We start from the raw sequence: 26,604 nt of genomic DNA, 5'->3' as shown, positions 1-26,604 counted from the left end.
TAAGGAATTACTTGGTTTACTCCGGCTGTAAATGGTCCAGGGAAGTTTGCTTTATCTAAGTATTTAGCTGGCACATCTACTGTATCTTTTGTATTCTCCATTACTGCTTTTTTAACTTCTTGTACACTTGTTAATCCATTTAGATTTACATCTATATCTTTTGTCGCTACTAAATTAGTTAAATCTGCTTTTCCGTCTTTTTCACCGTATACTTTTATTGTAGCTTTGTAGCTTTGTGTTCCATTCGCTTTTAGTAAGTCTAATAATTCTTTATCTTGTTTTCCTTGTGTTCCTGCTAAGTCTACTTCATAGAAGTGTAATCCTTTTGTTAAGTTTTCCACTGGTGGAAGAGCTGGATTTTTCGCTGTTCCGTTATCTGACCATGGAGCTTTATCAGATGATTTTAAGATTAAGCGAGTTAACATTCCGTCACCTGCGAATAAGTGGTAAGGAATTACTTGGTTTACTCCCGCAGTGAATGGTCCAGGGAAGTTTGCTTTATCTAAGTATTTAGCTGGCACATCTACTGTATCTTTTGTATTCTCCATTACTGCTTTTTTAACTTCAACTGGCGTTGTTTGTGGTTCTGCTACATCTTTTGCATGTTTTATTAAATTATTTACATCAGTTTCTTTTGATTCGATACTTACTTCTTTTTCTGATTTTACTTCAGGTTGTTTCTTAGCACTTACAACATTTTTTGCTTCAACTGTACTTTTCTCAACTTGTTTTGCTTCTTTTCCTACAGTATTTACTTTGTTTTCAATTACTTTAGATTCAGTTGCATCATCTACTTGTTTATTTTCTACATTTTGAACTACAGGAGCTTTATCTTGTAAATCACTCGCATGAGCTTCTCCACTGCCAACAACTATAAAGATTCCGCTAGCAATTACAGCCGATACAACTCCAACACTAACTTTTCTGATTGCCCATTTTGTAAAATTTTCCGATTTAATAAAGTTATTTTTCATTTGTAGTTTTCTCCTCTTATTTAATACTTTATTACCAAAACTTTTTGTTTGATGAATACAGTATATCTTATAGATATTAACTAACTATTAGTAAAAGTTAAAATATTTCTTAAATAGTTATTATTAAAATGTTATCTTTAGAATATATTAATATATATGGTCTATATTAGATTTCTGACAATTTCGAAAAAAGTTTTTAATTTTTTTACTAAAAAGTGTTGACAAAGAAAAAAACTTATGTTAATATTTCTTTAACAGTTTTAAAAAGCGAAGAAGTGAAGAGCAATATTACTTAATTATTAGAGACCTTTTGGTTGGTGAAAAAAAGGATTTGGGTGTATTGTAAATGGTCACAGAGCTGAACTAATGACTATTAATGAGTTAGTTCCGGTTGATTACCGTTAATAATCATTGAGGTAAGATTAAAAGTTTATTTTAAGATTATAAAATTGGGTGGTAACACGGTCATTTCGTCCCTTGTGTTACTACCCTTTTATCGTATTTAAGACTGAGTAAAAATTATTTTTATAAATTAATATAATATAACATTGATAAGATGAGTAGAAAAAAGGAGTTACACCAGAGAATCTCGGTAGCTGAAAAGAGATTAATGAATTTTTTTGAAGATGGTCTTTGAGTTTTAATTATCGAGCGGAAGTTAGATAATTACGCAGAAATAGCGTTAAAATTTTAATGAGGTGGAAAACTAAAAAATTCAATTCACAATTTTAGATTTTCCATAAAATAAGGTGGTACCACGTATGAAACGCACGTCCTTAGACAATATTAGTTTATTGTTTAAGGGCGTTTTTATTTTTATAATTCAATATACAAAAAAGAGAAAATTTTAGGAGGAAAGAAATAATGACAAAAATTTCAAGTTTAGGATACCCACGTTTAGGGGAAAAAAGAGAATGGAAAAAATTAATTGAAGGATACTGGGCTCGTACAGTTCGTCAAAACGAGTTATTTGAAGAAGCTGAAAAACTTCGTCGTCTTTATATCGAAAAACAATTCAATGCTGGTTTAGATTTCATCCCTGTTGGTGATTTCTCACTATATGACCACATTTTAGATTTATCAGTTCAATTCAACGTTATTCCACAACGTTTCGAAGGAAGAGAAGTTGATGTAGACTTATTCTTCGATATCGCTCGTGGTAACAAAGATAACGTTGCATCTGCACTAAAAAAATGGTTTAACACTAACTACCACTATATCGTACCAGAATGGGAAAATGTTAACCCTAAATTAAACAACACTCGTCTATTAGACTTATACAAAGAAGCTAAAGAAATCGTAGGAGACAAAGCTAAACCAGTTATCACAGGACCAATCACATACGTAGCTTTATCAAGCGGTCTTGCTGAAGGTGAATTTGAAAAAGCTGTAGATAAATTATTACCATTATATACTCAAGTATTCAAAGAATTAGCTGAAGCTGGTGCTTCTTACATCCAAGTAGATGAGCCAATCTTCGTTACTGATGAAGGTAAAAACTATGTAGAATTAGCTCACAAAGTGTACAACCACTTCAACAATGAAGTAGATGCTAAATTCATCTTCCAAACTTACTTCGAAGCTTTAGTAGAAGCTGAAAAACTTGCTGATCTACCTGTAGCATTCGGATTAGACTTCGTTCACGGAAGAGAAGAAAACTTAGCTAATGTAAAAGCTGGTCTATTTAAAGATAAAGAAGTATTTGCTGGAGTTGTTGACGGACGTAATGTATGGAGCAATGATTTCGAAGATAGTTCTGCATTATTAGAAGAACTTAAAGCTAATGTTGCTGAATTAGTAATTCAACCTTCATGTTCATTACTTCACGTACCTGTTACAACTAAAAATGAAACAGAATTAGAAGAAACTTTATTAAATGGTTTAGCATTTGCTGATCAAAAATTAGAAGAGCTTAACTTACTAGCTAACAAATTAGACGGTAAAGAAGATGCTGCATACCAAAAACACGTTGATGATTTCAACAAACTACAAAATGCTGAATTTAGAAACCTTGAATTAGAATCAAGCGAAAATGTTCGTTCAACTCGTCCATCTGATTACAAAGTTCGTCGTGAAGTTCAAAACAAAAAATACAACTTACCAGTATTGCCAACTACTACAATCGGATCATTCCCTCAATCTAAACAAGTACGTTTACAACGTGCACTATGGAAAAAAGGTGAATTATCTAATGAAGCTTATGAAAAATTCATCGAAGAAGAAATCGCTCGTTGGATTAAAATTCAAGAAGACCTTGATATTGATGTATTAGTTCACGGTGAATTCGAACGTACAGACATGGTTGAATTCTTCGGTCAACGTTTCGCTGGATTCGCATCAACTAAATTCGGTTGGGTTCAATCATATGGTTCTCGTGGGGTTAAACCACCAATCATCTACGGAGATGTAAAACACGTTGAAGCTGTAACAGTTAAAGAAACTGCTTATGCACAAAGCTTAACTAATCGTCCTGTTAAAGGTATGTTAACTGGACCAGTTACTATTCTAAACTGGTCATTCGAAAGAACTGATATTTCTAAAGCAGAAATCTTCAACCAAATCGCTATCGCACTTAAAAATGAAATTGAACTTTTAGAAAAAGCTGGAATTACAATCATCCAAGTTGATGAACCAGCTATCCGTGAAGGATTACCTCTAAGAGACAGCAAAAAAGAAAAATATCTTGAAGAAGCAGTATTCTCATTCCGTTTAGCTACTTCATCAGTTCAAGATGATACACAAATCCACACACACATGTGTTATTCTAACTTCGATGAAATTATCGATTCTATCCGTGCATTAGATGCTGACGTTATTTCTATCGAAACTAGTAGAAGTCACGGAGAATTAATCTCTGCTTTCGAGACTGCAATCTACCCATTAGGTATCGGTCTTGGAGTTTACGATATCCACTCTCCTCGTGTACCAACAAAAGAAGAAGTACGTACTAATATCTTACGTCCACTTCAAAAACTATCTACAGAACAATTCTGGATTAACCCTGACTGTGGATTAAAAACACGTGCTGAAAAAGAAACTATCGAAGCTTTAGAAGTTTTAGTTGAAGTTACTAAAGAAATCAGAAATGAACTTGCCGCTAAATAGGAGGTTCATATGAGAAACTTATTAGAGAGATTAGAACAAAATGTACTCGTAGCTGATGGAGCTATGGGTACAGCTCTCTATAGTAATGGATTGGAAAGTTGTCATGAATATAATAATATCTCTAATCCAGATTCTGTGGAGAAAATTCATAAAGCTTATATCGAAGCTGGAGCGGATATAATTCAAACAAACACTTATGCGGCAAAAAAATGCCAACTTAAGACATATGGCTATGACGATAAATTCGAAGAAATTAACATTCGCGCTGCTGAAATAGCACGTAAGGCTGCTGGAGAAGATACTATTGTTTTCGGAACAATCGGAGCTATTCGCGGTCTTCGCGAATGTGAACTTTCATTAGAAACTATTGTAAAAGAAACAATTGATCAAGTAAAAGTTCTACTATCAACAAATAAAATAGATGCGTTGTTATTCGAAACTTATTATGATCAAGAAGAAATTCGTGCTGTATTAACTGAAGCAAGAAAATTAACTGACTTACCTATTATCACTAATATTTCATTATTAGAAGCAGGTATTACTCAAAACGGAGAAAAAGTAACTGATGCTTTAAGTGCACTTGTTAACCTAGGGGCTGATATCGTTGGTTTAAACTGTCATCTAGGTCCTTATCACATGATTAAAAGTTTAAAACAAGTACCATTATTTGCACAAAGTTACCTATCTGCTTATCCTAATGCCAGTTTACTACAACTAACACAAACAATTAATGGTAACGAATATCGTTTCAGAAAAAATTCTGCTTACTTCGAACAAAGTGCTAAACTTCTTGTTGAAGAAGGTGTAAGATTAATCGGTGGATGCTGTGGTACTACTCCAGAACATATTCGAGCTATTAAAAAAGGAATAAAAGATCTTAAACCAGTTAAAAGAAAAGTAATAACACCGCTACCTGCAGAAGAAGAACTAGTTAGAGTAGCAAATAATAAACCAACAATTGTTGATAAAGTCAAAAAACAAGTAACTATAATTGCCGAATTAGATCCACCAAAACATTTAAATGTTGATAAATTTATTGAAGGGGCTAAAGCAATAGACAAGAAAAATATTGAAGCTATTACTCTCGCAGATAATTCTCTTGCTAGTACTCGTATTTGTAACTTGTCTGCTGCAACTTTACTAAAAGAGCATATTACTACCCCTACACTACTTCATTTAACATGTCGTGATCATAATCTTATCGGACTACAATCTCGTTTAATGGGATTTGATCTTCTTGGAATTAATAACGTCCTTGCTCTTACTGGAGATCCAAGTAAACTTGGTGATTTCCCTGGGGCTACTAGTGTTTATGATATGACTAGTCTTAAATTAATTCCTTTTATTAAACAACTTAATGAAGGACTTGGATATAACGGAGCTTCACTGAAAAAAACTACAAACTTTACTGTGGCAGCTGCCTATAATCCTAATGTTCGTGACCTAAGTAAAACAAAACGTCTAGTTGAGAAAAAAATAAAAGCAGGTACTGATTATTTTATTACCCAACCTGTCTTTGAAGCTGAAAAAATTGAACAATTAGCAGAACTTGCCGCTGATTACCCAGATACACCATTCTTCGTTGGTATAATGCCAATAACTAGCTACAACAACGCTGTCTTCCTACATAATGAGGTACCTGGAATTAAATTATCAGAAGAATTCTTAGCTAAGTTAGAAGAAGTAAAAGATGATAAAGAACTTTGCCAAAAAGTTGCTTTAGAAGAAAGTAAAAAACTACTTGATGTTGCTTTAAAACACTTCAAGGGAATTTACTTAATCACACCATTTTTAAGATATGATCTAACATTAGAATTAATAGATTATGTTGAAGAAAATAAAGATAAATAAAAATTAGATGTGTATATAAAAATCACGGAGTTAGAATGATTCTAACTCCGTGATTTACTATTTTTCTTCTATTATTTGTTTCCGTATTTTTCAAAAAGTTCATCTAATGGTTTGTACATTACTTTATTTAAATCTTCAATTAAAAATTGAAGTTTTTGTTGAGCTTGTACAAAGTCTAAAAACTTAGAATTTTCCATTAATTTTTGTTGAATTTCTTCTAATGCTGTTAAATCTTCTTCTGAAGGCTCATTTCCTGATTGAGCTGCTTCCATTAAATCTTTTTGTTTTGATACGAATTGTGTATAAAGTTCATTAGCTTCTTCATCAGAATATAATCCTTCAGATGCTGCTAATGATGCTTTGTATTCATCAGATTCTCTTAATGCTCTTTCAAATTCATTTGCTTTATCATAAATATTTACCATAGTTATTTGCTCCTTTTATGTTGTAATTTTATTATAACATAGTTTTACCTTCTTTGACAATAAATCGTTTACACTTATTGAGGTTTCTATATTATCTGGAGTTATAAGGATTGACTTAAAAATCACGATTCCAGAGAAATCGATTTCGCCCTCCTGTTTAAGACTTTTAGATTAGTCCTTTTATTCTCAACAAATCCCTATAATTAAGATTTGTTATAATTATATTATATACTATATACTTTATGTTAACCTTATGCTATAACTAAACTTAAATTAAAATACACAAAATAAAAAGGACCCATCCGAAGATAGGTCCCATTATTAATTTAAACTTCCTCTTATTTTTTTAATACCACCAAAGTTTTTTGTATCTATGTCCAATTTGTAATGATAGATCTTTTTTATTTTGATCTACTCCATTAATATATAGTTTTCCTGCTTCATACATGTCTACCATTTCATTTGGTACACTTGAAATTACTATGCTACCATTATTATCACTTTCTATTTGTGAGAATTTCACACTATAATCTCCAGCTGGAAGATCATCAAAGTACCAACGTAATGTATATGTTTGCAGAGGAATTTCCCAATATAATTCACGATATACAAATTCATGTTCTCTTACAACTTTATTATCTTTTTTATCAATAATTTCTACTTTGTATTTCGAATTATTTTTCTCATCGTATGATGATATATAACCACGAACGTAATTAAAACTTCTATTCGCTTTAAACGTTTGTTCTACTTCAGTATCTTTATTAACTCTAACTATTCCATCACGAAGATAATTATCTGTTGCATATATACTAATACCATTAATTACACGTGAATCATAGTCTAAGTTCATTGAATACGATGGTCTTAAGAAACTATCACTTCCTACTTGAAGTGCAAAAACTATTCCAAAAGCAATATAAAGTTTTTTCTTGTATTTATCAAATATTATAGCCTCATATCTTTCAGCAAATAAAATTAAACCTTTTGCTCCTAAAATAAAGATTATTGGCATCCATGCATAAACATATCTCGGTTTTGCTTCCCAAATTAAATGGAACATAAATACTCCAAAAATAATAATTTGGAATAAGAAACAAGATGTTATATACTCTTTTCTACGTTTATAAATGTAATAAACCATTCCAAATAAGATTACTACATACATCATTTGAGAAATATAGATAAAGAAGCTATTGTCACTTCCATAGAATAGTTGCCATAAGAATCCATCTCCATCCCTTAATGCACGAGTACCATTCGTGTAGTTTATAGTACCGTCACTCCAATTACCTCTTATTTTAAGAACTATCATAAGTAAATTAAGGAAAAATGGTCTATGAGTCACCCTATTAAAGAATAAGCCGAGGTCATCAGTCATTTTATTTTGACTAAGATATGTAAATTGGAAATCTTGCCAGTTATAACTTCCACCTTGAATACTCATTCCCATCATTACCCAGTGTAACATAGGGAATCTATAACCATCATCTTTCCAGAATCCATAGTGTGCCCAAAGCATATCGAATCCTTTACCAAAGAAGATAAATGCAATTCCGAAGGTTACTAGTAATAATACCAAATTTTTGTACCATTTAAAAAATAGTAAGTACACAATTAATGCCGGTAAAATAATAATGATATTTGATCTGAGATTCCAAGCAAATGCTACTAATATTGCCACAGCTACAATATGCTTGGTTCTAAAGATAAAACTCCCATCCGATGGGATAAGTACATATATTATTAAAGCTACCATGATTACCATCAAAGTATCAGAATAGTAGAATAAACTGTACATTTGAAATGGTATGTATAAAATCATTAGACCAAGAATTATTGTTTGTTTTTGTTTTGTTAGTAATTTTCCAGCAGTTTTATACGTTAAGAATATTGTTGCCGTTGTTACTAAGAAACAGAATATATGCAACATCCAAACTTCAGAAATATGTAGAAATGCTGCTATACGATATATCCAATAAAGAATAATAGTAGGTGTAATATTATTAGGATAAACTAAAAAATATCTCTCACCTGAAAATTTCCCATAGTTTAACATATAGTGTGCTTCATTTTCTATCTCTGCACCATCTGAAAAGTTTAAGGTATCCATCGATAATATTATTGCCTGAAATACTAAATATACTAATATTATAATTCTATTATATTTTTTTAATCCTACTTCATCAGTTGCTAAAATTTTCTTTACTGCATAAATAAATAATATGAATACAACAGGAACTCCTAAAAGTAACGCAAGTGGATTCAATATTCGTTCATATACAAACGGTGCTACATAAGCCCAAGTCAAAGCAACTGTGAAAAGCGCTATAAACGCATATGAAAATACATTATGAAGTATTCGCCTCATATTTATCTCCTATCCTTTCTATTAAGATGATTAGCAAACATTATCGGAGACATTGCTATCATTGTTTTGTTAACAAATGTATCACTTTCAAAATAATTTTTTCTTGATTTTATCAATTCTAAAATTTCTATTTCCTCGGACATATTTTCATGCATTCTTAACACATCAAAAAGTAAGTATCCGCATAGAAGATTTAAACTTTCTTCATATTTTTTGTTTTGTTTAAACTCTTCTATTTTATTTACTGCAATCATTATTCTTCTAGTAGAAGCATCTATCATTGCATTGTTTCTCACTGATTTTTTTTCTAATAAGTCTTTATATCCAACTTTTCCAATTTGACTAACCTTTCCTGCTATATCAAAAGTTTTTAATTTAAAATATAAGTTCTCTAAAGCAAGCATGTCTTCTTGAAATCTTAAATTATAGATATCTAAAAATTTTCTTTTAAACATACAAGCAGTGATATTATAGTTTAAATCACTTTTCAATCTTTTAATTTCTTCTACTAAATACTCTTGACCAGATGAAATCTTTTCATCTAATATACTAGGATATCCATCTCTAGTTAACATTACAATATCAAGATTATTTTTAGAAATCTCATTATATAAAATCTCTAAGTAATTTTGTTTTAATTTTGAATTTTCTTCTACAAAAACAACATATTCTCCTTTAGCAAAATCTAACGCACAGTTTTTCGCTGATGAATTAGATCCTAGTTGTTTTTTTATATAATTTATTTTACTACTATCGACTGCAGCAACCGCTTCTTCTATTTCTGAACTAGAAAGATCATCGACTACTATTACTTCGAAATCTTGAAAACTTTGATTAAATAAATCATTAATTATTTCCTGTAATCTTTTTACACTTCTATAAGCGGCTAAGACTACAGTAATTTTCGTTTTATTCGTTGTTTTTATTTTTTTTATTAAAATTTCATTTCCCAAAAGCATTGTATCTAAAAAGATATCTTTTGTTCTATCTAATGTTCTAACCATAATCTATCCTCTATATTTTAAGGTTTTATCTTTTTATTATATCATAAAAAATACTATTTTTCATTTACTATGAGAAAAGTAGAGATTAGGAGTGATTCAAAAATCGTGATTTTGAAAAAATGATATGTACCCCTTTTACTGGACAAGCCGGTAAAAGGGGTACATATCAAAATCGATTTTGTCGAATCACCCCGAAAAGTTTATTAGATATCTAAAAGCTTTTATAAAGCGAATTTAGATATCAATAAACCACTGCGTATATGAGTTATCATACGAATTTTGTTGAATTTTAGGACTTTTAAATCAGCCAAATCTACGCTAAATAGCAAATTATTATAAGAATAACTTAGAACGTTCTCTTTCTCTACTTAATTTTGCTGAACGTGCTTTTAGACTAACTAGAATCGCTCCACCTAAAAGAACAATAATTAGATATATAAATAATATTTTTATATCACGGTGCACAGCTGGAGCATATACACCACCTACCGCTTCACGTAGTAATCCTATTGAATAAGTGAATGGTACTTTTGGATATAATGTTTGGAAGAATTTTGAAGTCATCTGAATCGGGAATGTTCCCCCTGAACTTCCTAATTGCAGAACTAATAATATAATACAAACTGCTTTCCCTACATTTCCTAAAATGCATACTATTGTATAAATAATTGATGAAAATAGTAAAGATATTAATAATGCAAATATAACAAATCTAAAAGGTGATGTCGCCTGAGTACCTAGAACATACATATCACCTAAAGTTATAATTAATGTCTGGAATAAAGAAATTATTACAAACAATAACCCTCTTCCAAAGTATTTTTGATATGGTTTATATTTATTTTCTTCGTCTTCTACCTTAGTAGTTAATAACGAAGACATTAATAATGATCCAACCCAAATAGATAAAACTGTATAAAATGGAGTCATTGCTGATCCGTAGTTTTCTATATGATAAAGTTTATTCTCTTGAAGTTTTACTGGATTTGCGAAGAATTCAGCTTGTTGCTTATAATCAACTTTTAATAAATTAAACAGTTGGTTTTTATCTACTTCTCCATCAGCTTTTTTTATTTCATCTGTTAGTTTTTGAATTTTGCTTTTTGCTGATGGCATATGAGCTTGTAATGTTAATAACTTGCCATGAGCATTACTTATTTTCGCTTCAGTTTCTGATAATTTTCTTTCTACGGCTGGAAGTTCTCCTTGAGCTTGGGCTATTATTCCACTCACTTTATCAATATTAACATCTGCCCTACTAAGAACCTGTGATATTAATGGAGAAACCTCATCATTTAACTTAGTATTCATATCTGTTGAAAGTTCGTTTATTCCAGCTGATTTATTTACAAACTCTTCTTTCAAAGTATCTGTAATTTCATCATAGTGATCCATCTTATTATAAATATTAATATTAATCTCTTTTACTTTATTAATATCATTTTCTAGATTTGTCACTTTGGCTAGTTGATTATTAAATAATCTTTCATTAGATAGATTATTAAAATATTCGAAAATATTCTTTATAAGTTGTAGTCTTTCTCCACTAGCTTGAAGTCTACTATCTAAAGCTTTTTGTCTAGCTTTAATTTCTTCTGTTCTGTCTGGTTTTTGTTGAATTTCTTTTGCTATAATATTTGCTTCTTTTGATACTTCTTCAACTACACTTAAATGATTACTAATAATAGGTAGCATCCTATCATTAAATCCTTGAATATTGTTAATTGTTACACCTGCTTTATCAGCTAGCATAATACTGTTAGTCGCTGCTCTATCTATTTCAGGTAAAGTATTTTGAACTGTATTTAATATATTATAACCATGTTCTACTTTTCCTATTAATTCATTTAAACTCGCTTCATATGTAGAAAAGTTCTCATTCAATTTGAAAATTTCTTGTTTAGCTTTTTCTATTGATGGTAAATTTTCTTCAAATTTAATACCGGCTTCATGTAGTTTTTCAAAAATTACTCCATTTGCCGTTTCAACGAAACTCTTACTAATATTATTAGCAATTGCTGAAGCTCCACTATTAGTTATTTTAGGACTAATAGCATTAATCTTCTCATTTACCGTATACTCAATTGTCGCCCTTTGAGGTTCTGTTCTACTAACAGAAGTCATATCTTTACTAAAGTTTTTTGGAACTACTATACTAGCATAATAATCACCTATTCTTACTCCGTCCTCAGCTTCTTGTTTATTAGATACAAACTGCCAATCTAGGCTCTTATTACTTTTTAATCCCTCAACTAAACTATTACCTAAGTTTAACTCTTTACCATCGACAGTAGCCCCATCATCTTCAGATGTAACAGCAACTTTAATATTATTTGTATGACCATATGGATCCCATGAAGATAAAATGTTTGGCCATGCATACATCGATGGTAAAAAAATTAATCCTACTATAATTATCCATGTATTAGTTTTTCTAAATACTTCTTTTATATCATTTCGAAAAATCTCTATAATATTTTTCAACTTTTGATCTCCTCTCAATAATTTAATTAACAAAAATAATTAGAGATTTTATATGTCCCTAATTATTAACTTAAATATTATATCATGAAAAACTTTCTATTAAAAGTAATTTCATTTCTAGTATTACTATTCTAAATATAACACTACATTATCCCTACTCGAATTTTTTAAATCTATAATTCTTTGGTTACTACTCCCTCTAAATCTTAAACTTAGATCTTTCAAATAAATCATGAACGGTCCATCTACCAATACATCACATAGATTTAATAATTCTTTTTTATCCTCACTAGCATTTAAGAGTTGTTCATATGTATAACCACTGTATACCCAGATATCTTTTGTTGAACCGAATTCATCTCTTACTCTTTTCGCTAAAGATTTAGCTACTTGAGTATTAAGAAATGGCTCTCCTCCTAAAATTGTTAATCCTTGTACATACGAATTACTTAAATCTTGTATGATTTTATCTTCTATTTCTTTTGTATATAATTGTCCCGCGTTAAAGTTTTGGATACTTTCATTAAAGCACTCTTTACAAGAGAATAAGCAACCACTTAAATATATTGAACACCTTACTCCCTCTCCATCAACAAATTGAAATGGTTTATAATCTGCATATTTTTTCTTAGAATATACTTCAGCTAACCAAGTGTCGTTAGCTTCTTTAAATGTTCTCATCATACACTTATTATTAGTAGTTTTCTTATTAGCACTATATTCTGAATTATCTATCGTGCTAATAATAGTTCTTAATTTTTCTTCTCTAGACAAAATCCTCACCCCTTATGTTTTAATAATATCATTTTTAATAATCAATTACAATTTATCTTATAAAGAGATCCTCAAAAATCTTTATTTTTGAGAAATCGATTTTACCAAATAACAATAATACAGTTTGTTAAATACCTAAAAAGTTTTTATAAAGCGAAATTAGATATCAATAAAGTACCATATCTAAGATTCTCATATAAACTTTCTAAAATTTGAAACTTTTGATTCAGCACCTTCAAAATATATCTTATATAAAACGACAAAGAAAGACTTAGGAAAATTAATTTTTATAAAATCAAAATCCTAAGTCACTAGTATCTAACTCCATGTATAAGTATTACTTATCTGCGGTAATATTTATAATGTTGCTCTTACTCTTATTTAATTTCTATGATATCTGTAGCAAATTTATCAAATTCTTTACTATGAGTTATTATCAAACTTGTAATATTGTGTTCTTTTAAGTAGTTAAAAATGTTTTCTACTATTAATTCACTCAAATTGGTATTCATAGCGCTTGTCGGTTCATCCAAAATAATAAACTCAGGTCTTCTTATTAATATTCTAGCCAACTCTAGTCTTTGCTTTTCTCCACCACTTAAGTTTTTTCCGTTTTCTTTCAATAAATAATTATACCCTAATTTATCAATCAATTCTTGCAGGTGTAATAATCTAGCTATCTCATCAAGTCTATCCTCGTATGAATCACCTAAGAGAATATTATCTCTTATTGTAGCTTCATATATGTATGGTTCTTGACTTACTTTCAAAAATTCTCCTAAAACTTGAATATTATTCTTATATATATCTTTTTCATTGATTAAGACTTCCCCATCTAACTTATATGCACCCTCTTGCAAGTTTCTTAATATAAGATTAGATATCGTCGTCTTTCCTACTCCGCTTCTTCCTTTTAGGATTAGAAAATCACCCTTATTTATGTTTAATCTAAAATCAGATAAAATCAGATTGTCTTTAAAATAAAAACTAGCTATATTCACATTTACACTATTAAAATTACTTATTTTTAATACTTCCTTCTCTTCATTGCTTTTATTATTGAAAGTCTTAGACAACTCACTTTCTATTTTATAAGCAGTCTGCCTAACAGTTATTTTATCTGATATAGAATTTATAGGTTCATCTAACATTCTAACTGTAGAAAATATTGCAATAGCCGAACCTATGGAGAAATCTTTATATATTATAAAATACACTGAAAGTAATAGAGAAACAATAGGTAGTATAAATGCAACAGTAGCAGATATACCTACATATAACGAAAAATACTTTGCTAAGTCAGTATTGACCTTTATTCTCTTATTTATAATATTTTCTTTAAGATAATCTATAAAGTACTGTTCTTTATTTAATTGCTTTAAATCAAAATAACCTAATATTGACTGAAGTATATATTGATTAGTTTCACCTAATAATTTCTGTTCACTCTTCATACAATTCGAAAGCTTCTTACTTATTTGTTTTATAATAAAAAAACATACAAGTATTACAGAGAATAATATAAGTGTTATCGAAACATTATACCTACACATAAACATCAATATAGAAAACAAAATAAAAGACTGAGTTACTAAAATAACTTTACCTTGAGAATACCAATCTGATATCTTTATACTATCTGACGTTAACTTAGATAATATTTCACCGCTTTTTGCTTCTTTAAAATCATTATATTCACTTTTTAAAAACTTATCATAAAAATACTCTAAGACAGAAAAATTTCCAAGAAAGAAAAGTTTTCTTAAAAAATATTGAGAAAGAAATAACAATAAAAAATAAAATACTAATATTATTATCAAGTATTTAACAAAATGATAAACTCTCTCAAAATCTTTAGATATCAAACTATCCAAGATAACTTGAATAATAAAAATTGATGTTAAATTTACTATAGTTCTTAGTAAAATAAAAACTACGGTAATAAATTGAACAATATACAACTTATTATCATAATATTTTTTTGTACGATACATAATCTTCCCCTCCCTATTTATTTCAAATTACTTCACATAACTTTGTTTTATCGACTATTAATAAAGTAAAACTTATCTTTTTACAAAATACATCTTAGATAGTTAATATATTATAACATTCTTTTCAGAATAATGTAAGATTATTTCTTAAAAATCTGAAAATTAAAACTGGTAAATTTATGATTTTTTATCTCTTATTTTATGATTAATTACAATTTATCTCCTAAAATTATAAAAATACTATTTTAAAATTATCTAAACTGTTTTATAATTATTATAATTTAAAAATTTAATTAATTCAGATGTAATAATTTTCTTAGAATATTATTAAGTTAATTATTACAATATATTTTTTATAAATATTATGAGGTGCCTTATGAGAGTATTAATAACTGGTTTTGATAAGTTTGGTGGCGAGAGTATTAATCCTTCTAGTTTATGTGTTAATAGCTTATCAGATGTAATAGATAATATAGAAATAAAAAAAGTTACCCTACCTACAGTATTCAAAGATAGCTCACGTGTTTTAGAAGAAAACATAAAATCATTTTCTCCTAATATAGTAATCTGCGTTGGACAAGCTGGTGGAAGAAGTAAAATTACACCTGAGCGTATCGCTATTAATATTGATGATGCTAGAATCCCAGATAATATTGGAAATAGCCCTATTGATGAAACCATACGAAAAGATGGAGAGAATGCATATTTTTCTACACTGCCAATAAAAGCAATTGTTGATGAATTAAATAAAAATAATATCCCTTCTGCTATTTCTAATACTGCTGGTACTTTTGTATGTAATCATATTATGTATGAGGCTTTATACCTAACTACAAAAAAATATCCAAATATTAAAGCTGGATTTATTCATATCCCATATATTGAAGAACAGGTTAAAGATAAACCTAATATGCCTTTTATAAAAAAAGAAGACATAATCCAAGCTTTAGAAATTATTATAAAAACTTCTGTAAATTACTTTGATAAAGAAGATACAAAAATAACAGGTGGTTTAGAGCATTAATTATTATTGAAGTTCTATATTAATCCAAATTAAATTTAATTTTCATTAACAAATAGGGAAACACTGAAAAGAAAGGGGATAGCCAAAAAGTCCTAAAATTTAACAAAGTTTATAGAAAAACTCATAGGCGCAGTGGTTTATTGATATCTGAATTCGCTTTATAAAAGCTTTTCAGATATCTAATAGACTGTGCGGGGGTGACTCTACAAAATCTTGTTTCTTTGAAATCATGATTTTTGAGTCACTCCCTTTCTTTTTTATATTGACAAAATAGTATACTAAGTATATAATATATTAGCTATATTATTTTAGGTGGTGAATTTATGTTAAAAGATGCATTGGGGTATAAGCTTATTACGCTATTAGAGAATATGAGAAGTTATACTAAACAACCTTTGGCTGAGATAGGGATTACACATGGACATTTCATTACTCTTATCTACATTTCAGAAAATGAAGGAGTTACCCAAGCTCAACTTGCTGAAATCCATAGAAAAGATAGAAATATTGTTGGAAGAAACATCGATGCACTCGAAAAGCAAAATTTTGTTATTAGAAAACGTGGAGTGAAAGATAGACGTTCTTTTACACTACATTTGACTGAAATAGGTACAGAAGTTTTATCAACTTACTCTAATCTACTAAATACAGCTGAAAAAGAAGTTCTTAAAAACTTGACTGAAGAAGAAATTACTATTTTCTTTACACTATTGAATAAAATAACTTAAGGAGGAAATAATATGGAAAAAACACAAAATTATATAGAAAATCCACTAGGTACAAAGCCTATAAAAAAATTACTTACATCATTTGCTTGGCCTGCTATTACAGCTAATATCATTAATGCAATGTATAGCGTAATTGACCAGATTTTTATAGGGCAAGGTGTTGGATACTTAGGTAATGCTGCAACAAACGTTGCCTTCCCTCTTACTACGATTTGCTTAGCTATAGGTTTAATGATAGGAATCGGTGCTGCCTCTAACTTTAATCTTGAACTAGGTCGTGGAAATCCTGAAAAAGCTAAGTCCGTAGTTAGTACTGCAGTATCTTCATTATTTATTATAGGGATTATTATTACGATTTTAGTACATATATTTTTAAAACCTCTTATGTATGCATTTGGATCTACTGATGAAATTTTAGAATATGCAATGACATTTGCTGGAATTACTTCTTTAGGTATTCCATTCCTACTAATTTCTATTAGTACTAACCCTATTGTTCGTTCAGATAATAGTCCAAAATATTCAATGTTTGCTATAATTTTTGGTGCTGTTCTTAACACTATTCTTAATCCAATTTTTATTTTTGGGTTCGGTTGGGGAATTGCTGGTTCAGCTTGGGCTACAGTAATAAGTCAATTTTTATCTGCAATGATTCTTGTATTTTATTTCCCGAGATTTAAAAGTGTTAAATTTAATAAACAAGATTTCATACCTAAGCTACCTTTATTAAAAGTTGCAGCCGGATTTGGTATGCCTTCGTTTGTTTTCCAAGGATCTAATATGATTGCACAAATCGTAACAAACAACCTATTAAATATTCACGGTACAAATTCTGTATACGGTAACGACATTCCCATTGCAGTTGCAGGTATTGTAGCAAAAATTAATATAATATTTATCGCTATTATTATTGGATTAATTCAAGGAGCACAACCAATTTTCGGATATAATTACGGAGCAAAAAAATACGAAAGAGTTCGTACTACAATGAGATATACTATGAAATATGCAATGATTATCTCAATTACATTTTTCTTAATTTTCGAAATTTTCCCCAAACAAATTGTTAGTCTATTTGGTAATGGTAATGAACTTTACTTTGAGTTTGCAGTTAAGTACATGAGATTCTTCTTACTATTCACATTTATAAACGGTGTTCAAATTTCAAGTTCGACATTCTTCTCTGCAATAGGAAAACCAAAAATTGGAGTTACTATTGCCTTAACTAAACAACTTATAGTACTAATACCAATGTTATTTGTTCTTTCTCATTTCTTTGGTATTGATGGAATAATTTATGCTACTCCAGTGACTGATCTTTGTGCATTCTCAGTTTCTTTATTCTTCTTAATTAGAGAATTTAAAATAATGCCTAAACATAATGTTACTAAATAGAAAAAAGCAATCTAGTGATTAAAATCACTGGATTGCTTTTTATTATTTATTATCTTTTAGCTACATATTTTAATTCATCTTTATGTTTAGCTTCAAAATCATTCATCTCATTATCTGGGATTTGACGTAAGTACAGATTAGATCGGATTGTTTCATCTTCCTCACGGCAAGTAGATAATACTAAGTATTTATCTGTAGCTTTAAGTTGAACACTATCATTCTTAGTTGTTGCATCTTTTTTAACGTTAGTTAATTGGTTTAAGAAATCTTCATCACTTTCAAAATCTAAACGATAGAATGAAGTTGTCTCAGGTACGATTGTTAAGAATGCTGCTTCATAGTAGTATTTTCTCTCTGGAGTTTCAATTACTACATATTTGTGTTTATCCATATATTCTTGTTTATCATAGTAGTTAACATCGTTGAACATACGGTGATCCCCAACTTTACTTCCACGAGCGTGTCCGAATAACCAAGTTAATCTATCATGGAAATCTTTTTTGTTGTCCATATCCATAAATACAGTACCAAGGTAAGGAACATTTCCACCTTCGAATGTTTTATTTAAGTATGTTTCATTGTCATTAGTTTGTACTACAGGTTCATCTAAATCTGTACCTGGTGCATAAATATATCCTACAGTCTCATTATTCGTTTTAGTTAAATCTGCAAAACGTTTTGATAAATAATCTTTATCTTCTTTACTTACTTTATAAGTCGAATCTGATGAACTAGAACTCGAACTCGAACTTTTATCACTACTACATCCAGCTACAAATACAGCTGATGCTACTAGAGCGATTGTTAAAAGTAAAATAGAGAAAATCTTTTTAAAATTAAATATTTTTTTCATTATATTTTTCCTCTCTATTAAAATTTTAATAACTGCTTAATATTATACAATATCTTATAAAATATTGCTATTAATTTTATTTTTACTATTATATATTTTATCTTACTACAACTGCTGTTCCAGTGGCTGTAACTAAAAGCATATTGTTACCGTCGCTTCCTAGACCATCAAAATCAATTCTAACTCCGATAACCGCATTAGCACCCATCTCAGCAGCACGAGCTTCTAGCTCTTTTAAAACTTCAGCTCTTGCTTGGATAATTTCATCTTCGTACCCCTGGACTCTTCCACCAAAAAGGTTTCGAATTCCTGCTCCTATATCTTTGATGACATTAATTCCAGCTACTACTTCACCAGTAGCAAATCCCTTATATTCTACTACTTCCATTCCTGGAACATAGTTTGTCGTTGCAATTATCATAATACTTTACTCCATTATTAGTCTACTAATATATCTACTACTTCTTCTAATGTAGCTCCTAAGAAATATGAATTAATATCGATTTGCTCTAAAACTTTTTGAATATCTTCTTTTTGGTATTTTACACCTACTAATTTTTTAGCAATATCTTCTACATCCATTACTCCGAAGAAGTCTCCGTAGAATTTGATATTAGTAATAACCCCTTGTTCTACCATGATATTAGCTTCAATTTTACCTGTTTTAAGTCTTCTATTACGTTTAATGTTGAAGTCAGGATTTTTACCATATACCCAATCCCATGAGTTATTTTTTTCTTCTTGGATTGCTAAGATTGCAGCTTCATCTTCTTCAGTTGCAACAAATTCAGTCATTTCGTATTTTTCACTCATATATTTTTTCAGTGCAGCTACGAAATCTTGAACTGTCATATCCTGGTTTGGAAGATGATCCTTAATATTTGTTACACGTGAACGCACTGATTTGATACCTTTTGATTCAATTTTATCTTTAGATACTTTTAAAGCATCTGCTAAAACTGATGTATCAACATCAAACATTAAGCATCCGTGGTGCATAATACGCCCATTGCGTACGTATTGAGCATTACCGCAGAATTTTTGTCCATCGATTTCTAAGTCGTTACGCCCAGTAAATTCTGCTTTAACTCCTAATGAGTCTAATGCATCTAGCACAGGTTGTGAGAATGATTTGAAGTCAAATTCTTCACCACTTCTACCATTTGAGATAATTGTGTAGTTTAAATTGTTTAAATCATGGTAAACTGCACCACCACCACTTACACGACGAACGATTTTGATATCTTTGTCATCACAGAATTTTTGGTTTACTTCTTCTGTTGTGTTTTGGTTTTTACCAACAACGATACATGGTGAGTTTATCCATAGCATAAACACATCATCTTTTTCTGCAAGTTCATTAAAAGCATATAGCTCTAGTGCAGTATTGTAGCGTGGATCATTACTTTTTGATTCTATGTATATCATATTAATCTCCTTGATAATTAACTATTTCTTTATCTCTTATTATAACATTTTTTTCTAAGTAAAACACTAAATTTTTATCCAAAATGATATTTTTTATACTAATTCAAACAAACTTTTCATATATTATGGTATAATTATAAGGAATTATAAAAATTATTATAAAGGAGTTACCCTTTTATGACAAAAATTATTTTAACTGGAGATAGACCAACTGGTAAACTTCACTTAGGTCACTATGTTGGTTCTTTAAAAAATCGTATAGCTTTACAAAATGAAGATGATACTGAAGTATTTATTATGATAGCCGATCAACAGGCACTTACTGACAATGCTGATAATCCTGGGAAAGTTATTGAAAATATAACAGAAGTTGCACTTGATTACCTTGCTGTAGGAATTGATCCTAGTAAAACAACTATTTTCATTCAATCACAAATTCCACAACTTGCTGAATTGTATATGTATTACATGAATTTAGTTTCAGTGTCTAGATTACATCGTAACCCTACTGTTAAACAAGAAATTAATGATAAGAAATTTGGTGAAAGTATCCCTGCTGGATTCTTCACATATCCTGTAAGTCAGGCTGCCGATATTACAGCGTTTAAAGCAACTCACGTTCCTGTAGGAGAAGATCAAAAACCAATGCTTGAACAAACTCGTGAAATTGTACGTGATTTTAATAGAACTTACAACAAAGAAGTTCTTGTATTACCAGAAATTGTCCTACCGCCAAAAAACCATGCTCGACTTGTTGGTATTGATGGACAAGGTAAGATGAGTAAAAGTTTAAATAATGGTATTTACTTAGGTGACAGTGAAGAAAACATTAAAGCTAAAATCATGAAAATGTACACTGATCCAAATCACATTAAAATCGAAGATCCAGGTCAGGTAGAAGGAAATGTAGTATTCACGTACCTTGATATTTTCGATTCTCGAACAGATGAAGTTGCGGAGCTAAAAGAACACTACTCTCGTGGAGGACTTGGTGATATGAAACTAAAACGTCGTTTAAATGATGTAATGCAAGATTACCTACGTCCTATCAGAGAACGTCGTGAGGAATTCGCAAAAGATAAAGCTGAAGTTTATAGAATGCTTAAAGCTGGAAGTGAAAAAGCTGAAAGAGTTGCAGCTGCTACTTTAGATGAAGTAAAAGATGCAATGGGCATTAATTATTTCAAAAAATAAAATTAATTTTTGGGGCTGACCCAAAAATCATAAAATTTAACAAAGTGTCTATGAGAACTCATAGACGCAGTGGTTTATTGATATCTAAAGTCGCTTTATAAAAGCTTTTTAGATATCTAATAAACTGTGCGGGGGTGACTCGACAAAATCGATTTCTACGAAATCACGATTTTTGAGTCACTCCCTCTTAGTTATTTAACATATTATAAAAAATAAGGAGACCATATGGCAAAGAGAAAAAAACAACAATTATCACTATTTTCAATTATTTCTATAGCTATAGTTGTTCTAGCTGCATTTGCTATAACATACTATACTAATAAATCTTCAAATAAAAATGCTAATACTACAACTTTTACAAGTGTATCAAAAATTCCTGATGATGTGATAAATTCACTTACTGCACCAAAAGAAAGTGAAGCTACAGATAATAATAAATATAAGGTATTAAACAACAATAACCCATATTTTGCTAAAGAAGATCTTTCTACAACATCCTATGAAAATTACAGTCCACTTGATAAACTTGGTCGTGTTGGCCAAGCAAATGGAATTATTGGTGTTGATTTAATGCCAACAGATAAACGTGAAGAAATTGCTCACGTTCGTCCTAGTGGATGGCAAAGTAACCGTGGAACTCATGTTTACGATAGATCTCATCTTATCGCCTTCCAACTTGCCGGTGAAAATGATAATGATAAAAACTTAATGACTGGTACAAGATTTATGAATCTTAATATGATTCCTTTTGAAAATGAAGTTGCTGACTACGTTAAAAAGACTAAAAAACATGTTCGTTACCGTGTAACTCCAGTATTCAAAGGTAATGACCTTGTAGCACAAGGAGTAATTATGGAAGCAATGTCTGTTGAGGATAATGGTAAAAGTGTTAAATATAATGTATTTTTACCAAACTTCCAAAAAGGTGTAACTATCGACTACAAAACAGGAAAATACACTGTAAAATAAATACTAAGACTTCGAACAGATTTTGTTCGAAGTCTTTTCTTAATCTTTTTTTATAAATTTTTCAGCAATAGCTAAACTAATTACTAATAGTAAAATCGCAGCTGCCCAGATTAAAACACTTTTAGGATCATCATGTTGAACAATAATCAATCTTATAATTGCTGTGATTCCAATATAGATAAAATATCTAAGTGGGAAATGATAATTATTTTTAAAGTATTTAACTATTAAAGCAACAAACTCGAAATATAAGAAAAATACTAATATTCCTTCTACAAAGTGTTGATAATTTCCCTGCTCGGCAAGGAATTTTGATCCTTCGTGGAATATTTCTTTAGCTTCCATTATCAAACCAAATGACAATAATATCCCTATAATCAATAACCCGATATTCATAATCCAAAGAAAGATATCAGAAATTATTTTACTAAATTTTTCCATCGTTCACCTCTCTAATTATTTTTCATGACTTATTATATCATAAACCTCTTCAATATAATAATTAGACTGCTTAATTTAACTTATTTATATATTTTAAAATTTTTCTTATGTTATAATATAAAAAAGGAGATTTTTATGATTACACTGAAAAAGATAGAAGAAAAACATTTAACCGACTTATATAACGTTATTTACTCATCAGAAACTCCAGAATGGAGTAAATATAACGCCCCCTACTTTAATGATTTTAAGTTAATTGATTTAGATACCTTCCTACTTAAAAATCATCACGAATATTATTTAAGTGACCGTGTACTAGGAATATTTTTAAACAATAAACCTATAGGAATTGTTACTTACTATTGGGAATGTTTTGCTACTCGATGGCTAGAGATTGGAATAGTAATTTATGAGCAGCATACATGGTCAAAAGGAATAGGCTATACAGCATTAAATGAATGGATTAAAATCTGTTTTAATAAATTCCCTGATATTCAACACATTGGACTTACTACTTGGAGTGGTAATCCTCGAATGATGAGATTAGCTGAAAAACTTGGTCTTATGTGTGAAGCTAGAATTAGACAGGTTAGATATTTCAACGGTGTTTACTATGATTCTGTAAAATACGGAATCTTGCGAGAAGAATATTTTAACAACAATATTTTACCACCTCATAATAGGTAATATGGGAGTGACTCAAAAATCGTGATTTCAAAGAAATCGATTTTGTAGAGTCACCCCCGTACAGGTTATTAGATATCTAAAAAGCTTTTATAAAGTGAATTTAGATATCAATAAACCACTGCGTCTATGAGTTCTCATATACACTTTGTTAAATTTTATGACTTTTGGGTCAGCCCCATTCTTTGCAATATTTACATAGAATACATATAAAATTGAATTTCAATAACACTTATACTAGTATTCTATTCTTGAAAAAAATATGATATAGAGTTAGAATATTATTATATATTTTTTAGTCTCATGATTTAGGAGGAATAATAATGAGTGAACATTTAGAACAACAATCTCGCCGAGGCGCGGAATTAGTTGTAGATACATTAATAAATGAAGGAGTTAAACACGTTTTTGCTATACCTGGTGCAAAGATAGATGCTGTATTCGATGCTCTTGTTGATCGTGGACCTGAGCTTGTAGTTGTACGTCACGAACAAAATGCTGCTTTTATGGCTCAAGCTGTTGGGCGTCTAACTGGAAAACCTGGTGTTGCTTTAGTTACTTCAGGACCTGGTGTTAGTAACCTTGCTACTGGACTTATTACTGCAAACTCTGAAGGTGACCCTGTTGTCGCAATCGGAGGTCAAGTTAAGCGTTCTGATTTATTAAAACAAACGCACCAAAGTATGGATAATGTTAGCCTTCTTCGTCCAGTAACTAAATCAGCTGTTGAAGTTGGTCATCAAGATAGCATTTCTGAAGCAATTACTAATGCATTTAGAAAAGCTAAAGAACCTAAAAAAGGAGCTACATTCGTATCACTACCTGCAGACGTAATAAATGAAAAAACTTCTGTGAAAGCTATCAAACGACTTAGAGAACCTATTTTAGGGATAGCAGATCCAAAACACGTTAGTGACTTAGTTGAAAAAATAGAAAATGCTGAGCTTCCAGTTCTTTTACTAGGAATGAATGCATCAACTAAAGAAGCTACAGAAGCTATTCGTTTATTAGTCGCTAAAACAGGTATTCCTGTTGTTGAAATGTTCCAAGCTGCCGGAGTAATTTCTCGTGGATTGGTTCAACATTTCTATGGTCGTGTTGGATTATTTAGAAATCAGCCTGGAGATAGATTATTACATAAAGCAGATTTAATAATCTCTATCGGATATGATCCTATTGAATATGATCCGGTATATTGGAATACAAATAAAAATGCCACTCTAGTTCACATCGATGATACTATTGCTGTTATTGACCGTGATTACCAACCTGATATTGAACTTATCGGCGATATTTCTGAAACATTAAAATGTATTTATAACGGAAATCCTAAAGTAAGAATTTCTGAAGAAAACCTAGCTTACTTAAAAGAACTTCAAGAAGAAATAGTAAAACGAGATGAACCACCTAAATCAAAAATCGAAGGACGTCTTCACCCACTAGAAATTATTCAACAAACTCAAAATGCTGTATCAGATGATACTATAGTAACTTGTGACATTGGATCTCATGGAATTTGGTTAGCTAGACACTTCCGCTCTTATGAACCACGTCACCTACTATTCTCTAACGGTATGCAAACTTTAGGAGTAGCTCTACCGTGGGCGATTGCTTCTGGATTACTTTATCCTAATAAGAAAACTTTATCAATTTCTGGTGATGGAGGATTCTTATTCTCAGCAATGGAACTTGAAACTGCAGTTAGATTGAAATCTCCTATTGTTCACGTAGTATGGAACGACTCATCTTATAATATGGTTGCCTTCCAACAAGAAATGAAATACGGTCGCGATTCTGCGGTTCATCTTGGCCAAGTAGATATTAAAAAACATGCAGAATCTTATGGAGCTGTAGGAATGCGTGCAACTACAAAAGAAGAATTTGCAAAATGCTTAGAAGAAGCTTTCAAAATTGAAGGGCCAGTTGTTATTGATGTTCCTGTTGACTACAGTGATAACATCAAACTTGGTGAAACTCTTCAAGATAGCTATTTAAACTAGTTTTGAAGAGCTACTAGTTTCTATTGAACATGATTCAAGTTTTCTCTTGTTTCTAAAATATAAAACATAAAAGGAGAATTATTATGTTATATCAATATAGCACTATGGCTGCGCTAATGGGTGGAGCATTTAGTGGAACAACAACTGTAGAAAAATTACTAGAACACGGTGATTTTGGTATTGGTACTTTCGAAGGTGTCGATGGAGAAATGATTATACTAAATGGAGAAGTTTATAAAACTGATAGTAATGGATTCTCTACTTTACAGCCTAAAGAAGCAACTTCACCTTTTTCAAACATTACTATGTTTTCTACAAACTTTAAAAAAGTAACTACAACAAGTTTTGAAAATTTAAACAATGATATTAGTGAATATCTAAATCCGAATTATTTTTATGCTATAAAAATAACTGGAGTATTCGATAAAATTGATACTCGCTCACCTAAAAAACATGAAAAACCTTATCCTACTCTTCTAGAAATATTAGAAACGCAAAGTATATTTAATTACGAAGATAGTAAAGGTACAATAGTTGGTTTCTTTTCTCCAGAATATACTCAAGGAGTTGGTGTGGGAGGATTCCATCTTCATTATATTAGTGATGATCGTACTCAAGGTGGACATATTTTTAACTTCGATATTAAAGATGCTACAATTGAAGTATCTAAACCATTAAATTTCACACTAGAATTACCTCAAAGTGAAGAATATAAAGCTGTGAATATTAATTTAAAAACATTACATAAAGAAGTTCATGAGGCTGAAAGCTCTCGTTAGCATAATACACTCAAGCAAATTTAATCTTGCTTGAGTGTATTTTTGTATACAAATATATTATTTAAAAAATTAAATTAATTATATATAGAATTTAAAATAATAATACAAAAAAAGCAACTAGAAATCT

21 protein-coding genes and 2 other annotated features are annotated in these 26,604 nt (G+C 30.1%); of the genes, 10 read left to right on the top strand and 11 right to left on the bottom strand.

Annotated elements, in window-relative coordinates:
• On the bottom strand, positions 1-974 hold a 974-nt coding region (locus O5Y44_RS05760; protein ID WP_371465688.1), incomplete at its 3' end, for an SSURE domain-containing protein.
• Positions 975-1,235: 261 nt separating this feature from the next.
• Positions 1,236-1,455 (top strand) — a binding site (T-box leader).
• Between the two features lie 58 nt (positions 1,456-1,513).
• Positions 1,514-1,755, top strand: a binding site (T-box leader).
• Between the two features lie 83 nt (positions 1,756-1,838).
• Here O5Y44_RS05760 and metE point away from each other — a divergent pair.
• Both metE and O5Y44_RS05750 read left to right on the top strand, forming a co-directional pair.
• Complete coding sequence (gene metE / locus O5Y44_RS05755) at positions 1,839-4,079, top strand: 5-methyltetrahydropteroyltriglutamate--homocysteine S-methyltransferase (RefSeq protein WP_271964842.1); 2,241 nt, start codon at positions 1,839-1,841, stop codon at positions 4,077-4,079.
• 9 nt (positions 4,080-4,088) lie between these two features.
• Positions 4,089-5,930, top strand: coding sequence for a bifunctional homocysteine S-methyltransferase/methylenetetrahydrofolate reductase (locus O5Y44_RS05750; RefSeq protein ID WP_316447191.1), 1,842 nt, complete (start codon positions 4,089-4,091; stop codon positions 5,928-5,930).
• 71 nt (positions 5,931-6,001) lie between these two features.
• Here the strand turns inward: O5Y44_RS05750 and O5Y44_RS05745 are convergent, their stop codons facing one another.
• From O5Y44_RS05745 to O5Y44_RS05720, 6 genes are all read right to left on the bottom strand, one after another.
• Entirely contained in the window at positions 6,002-6,355 is a 354-nt protein-coding gene (locus tag O5Y44_RS05745) for a YlbF family regulator (RefSeq protein ID WP_271964840.1), read from the bottom strand.
• A 346-nt stretch (positions 6,356-6,701) separates the two neighbouring features.
• A complete protein-coding gene (locus O5Y44_RS05740) occupies positions 6,702-8,726 on the bottom strand; it encodes a glycosyltransferase family protein (RefSeq protein ID WP_316447192.1) in 2,025 nt (674 codons plus the stop codon).
• A 2-nt stretch (positions 8,727-8,728) separates the two neighbouring features.
• Positions 8,729-9,730: a glycosyltransferase family 2 protein gene (locus tag O5Y44_RS05735; RefSeq protein ID WP_271987747.1), complete on the bottom strand. Its 1,002-nt coding sequence runs from the start codon at positions 9,728-9,730 to the stop codon at positions 8,729-8,731.
• Positions 9,731-10,063: 333 nt separating this feature from the next.
• Complete coding sequence (locus O5Y44_RS05730; RefSeq protein ID WP_271987745.1) at positions 10,064-12,214, bottom strand: YhgE/Pip domain-containing protein; 2,151 nt, start codon at positions 12,212-12,214, stop codon at positions 10,064-10,066.
• Positions 12,215-12,340: 126 nt separating this feature from the next.
• Positions 12,341-12,988 carry an anaerobic ribonucleoside-triphosphate reductase activating protein gene (nrdG, locus tag O5Y44_RS05725; RefSeq protein WP_271987743.1) on the bottom strand — a complete coding sequence of 216 codons (648 nt, stop codon included), beginning with the start codon at positions 12,986-12,988 and terminating at the stop codon, positions 12,341-12,343.
• A 377-nt stretch (positions 12,989-13,365) separates the two neighbouring features.
• Positions 13,366-14,982 (bottom strand): ATP-binding cassette domain-containing protein, encoded by a 1,617-nt coding sequence (locus O5Y44_RS05720; protein ID WP_271987741.1) that lies wholly within the window; start codon positions 14,980-14,982, stop codon positions 13,366-13,368.
• A 376-nt stretch (positions 14,983-15,358) separates the two neighbouring features.
• On the opposite strand from O5Y44_RS05720, the gene pcp reads away from it, so the two are divergent.
• From pcp to O5Y44_RS05705, 3 genes are all read left to right on the top strand, one after another.
• The gene (gene pcp, locus O5Y44_RS05715) at positions 15,359-16,006 is read left to right on the top strand and encodes a pyroglutamyl-peptidase I (protein ID WP_271987739.1); all 648 of its coding nucleotides are present in this window, start codon (positions 15,359-15,361) and stop codon (positions 16,004-16,006) included.
• 323 nt (positions 16,007-16,329) lie between these two features.
• Positions 16,330-16,734, top strand: a complete 405-nt coding sequence (locus O5Y44_RS05710; RefSeq protein ID WP_271964832.1) for a MarR family winged helix-turn-helix transcriptional regulator — start codon at positions 16,330-16,332, stop codon at positions 16,732-16,734.
• Positions 16,735-16,746: 12 nt separating this feature from the next.
• Positions 16,747-18,129, top strand: a complete 1,383-nt coding sequence (locus tag O5Y44_RS05705) for an MATE family efflux transporter (RefSeq protein WP_371465685.1) — start codon at positions 16,747-16,749, stop codon at positions 18,127-18,129.
• 49 nt (positions 18,130-18,178) lie between these two features.
• On the opposite strand, the gene srtB is transcribed toward O5Y44_RS05705, so the two are convergent.
• The 3 genes from srtB to lplA all read right to left on the bottom strand — a co-directional run bounded on the left by srtB (position 18,179) and on the right by lplA (position 20,410).
• On the bottom strand, positions 18,179-18,982 hold the full coding sequence (srtB, locus tag O5Y44_RS05700; RefSeq protein ID WP_371465684.1) for a class B sortase, LPKTxAVK-specific: 804 nt from the start codon (positions 18,980-18,982) through the stop codon (positions 18,179-18,181).
• Positions 18,983-19,079: 97 nt separating this feature from the next.
• The gene (locus O5Y44_RS05695; RefSeq protein WP_371465683.1) at positions 19,080-19,403 is read right to left on the bottom strand and encodes a YbjQ family protein; all 324 of its coding nucleotides are present in this window, start codon (positions 19,401-19,403) and stop codon (positions 19,080-19,082) included.
• A gap of 17 nt (positions 19,404-19,420) precedes the next feature.
• Positions 19,421-20,410, bottom strand: a complete 990-nt coding sequence (lplA, locus tag O5Y44_RS05690) for a lipoate--protein ligase (RefSeq protein ID WP_371465682.1) — start codon at positions 20,408-20,410, stop codon at positions 19,421-19,423.
• A 177-nt stretch (positions 20,411-20,587) separates the two neighbouring features.
• Between lplA and trpS the strand changes: the two genes are divergently transcribed.
• Both trpS and O5Y44_RS05680 read left to right on the top strand, forming a co-directional pair.
• Positions 20,588-21,604 (top strand): tryptophan--tRNA ligase, encoded by a 1,017-nt coding sequence (trpS, locus tag O5Y44_RS05685; protein WP_271964826.1) that lies wholly within the window; start codon positions 20,588-20,590, stop codon positions 21,602-21,604.
• Between the two features lie 225 nt (positions 21,605-21,829).
• Positions 21,830-22,573, top strand: coding sequence for a DNA/RNA non-specific endonuclease (locus O5Y44_RS05680; protein WP_271964825.1), 744 nt, complete (start codon positions 21,830-21,832; stop codon positions 22,571-22,573).
• Positions 22,574-22,612: 39 nt separating this feature from the next.
• On the opposite strand, the gene psiE is transcribed toward O5Y44_RS05680, so the two are convergent.
• On the bottom strand, positions 22,613-23,014 hold the full coding sequence (psiE, locus tag O5Y44_RS05675) for a phosphate-starvation-inducible protein PsiE (protein ID WP_271964824.1): 402 nt from the start codon (positions 23,012-23,014) through the stop codon (positions 22,613-22,615).
• Between the two features lie 135 nt (positions 23,015-23,149).
• On the opposite strand from psiE, the gene O5Y44_RS05670 reads away from it, so the two are divergent.
• From O5Y44_RS05670 to budA, 3 genes are all read left to right on the top strand, one after another.
• Positions 23,150-23,701 (top strand): GNAT family N-acetyltransferase, encoded by a 552-nt coding sequence (locus O5Y44_RS05670; protein WP_271964823.1) that lies wholly within the window; start codon positions 23,150-23,152, stop codon positions 23,699-23,701.
• A 320-nt stretch (positions 23,702-24,021) separates the two neighbouring features.
• The gene (gene alsS / locus O5Y44_RS05665) at positions 24,022-25,698 is read left to right on the top strand and encodes an acetolactate synthase AlsS (protein WP_271964822.1); all 1,677 of its coding nucleotides are present in this window, start codon (positions 24,022-24,024) and stop codon (positions 25,696-25,698) included.
• 83 nt (positions 25,699-25,781) lie between these two features.
• Positions 25,782-26,477: an acetolactate decarboxylase gene (gene budA, locus O5Y44_RS05660; protein WP_371465681.1), complete on the top strand. Its 696-nt coding sequence runs from the start codon at positions 25,782-25,784 to the stop codon at positions 26,475-26,477.
• Positions 26,478-26,604: the final 127 nt, after the last annotated feature.

It is taken from the genome of Gemella sp. 27098_8_155 (assembly GCF_041433725.1).
GTDB lineage: Bacteria > Bacillota > Bacilli > Staphylococcales > Gemellaceae > Gemella > Gemella haemolysans_D.
The sequence above is the reverse complement of the archived record's forward strand: the minus strand, read 5'-3'. Positions and strand labels throughout refer to the sequence as shown.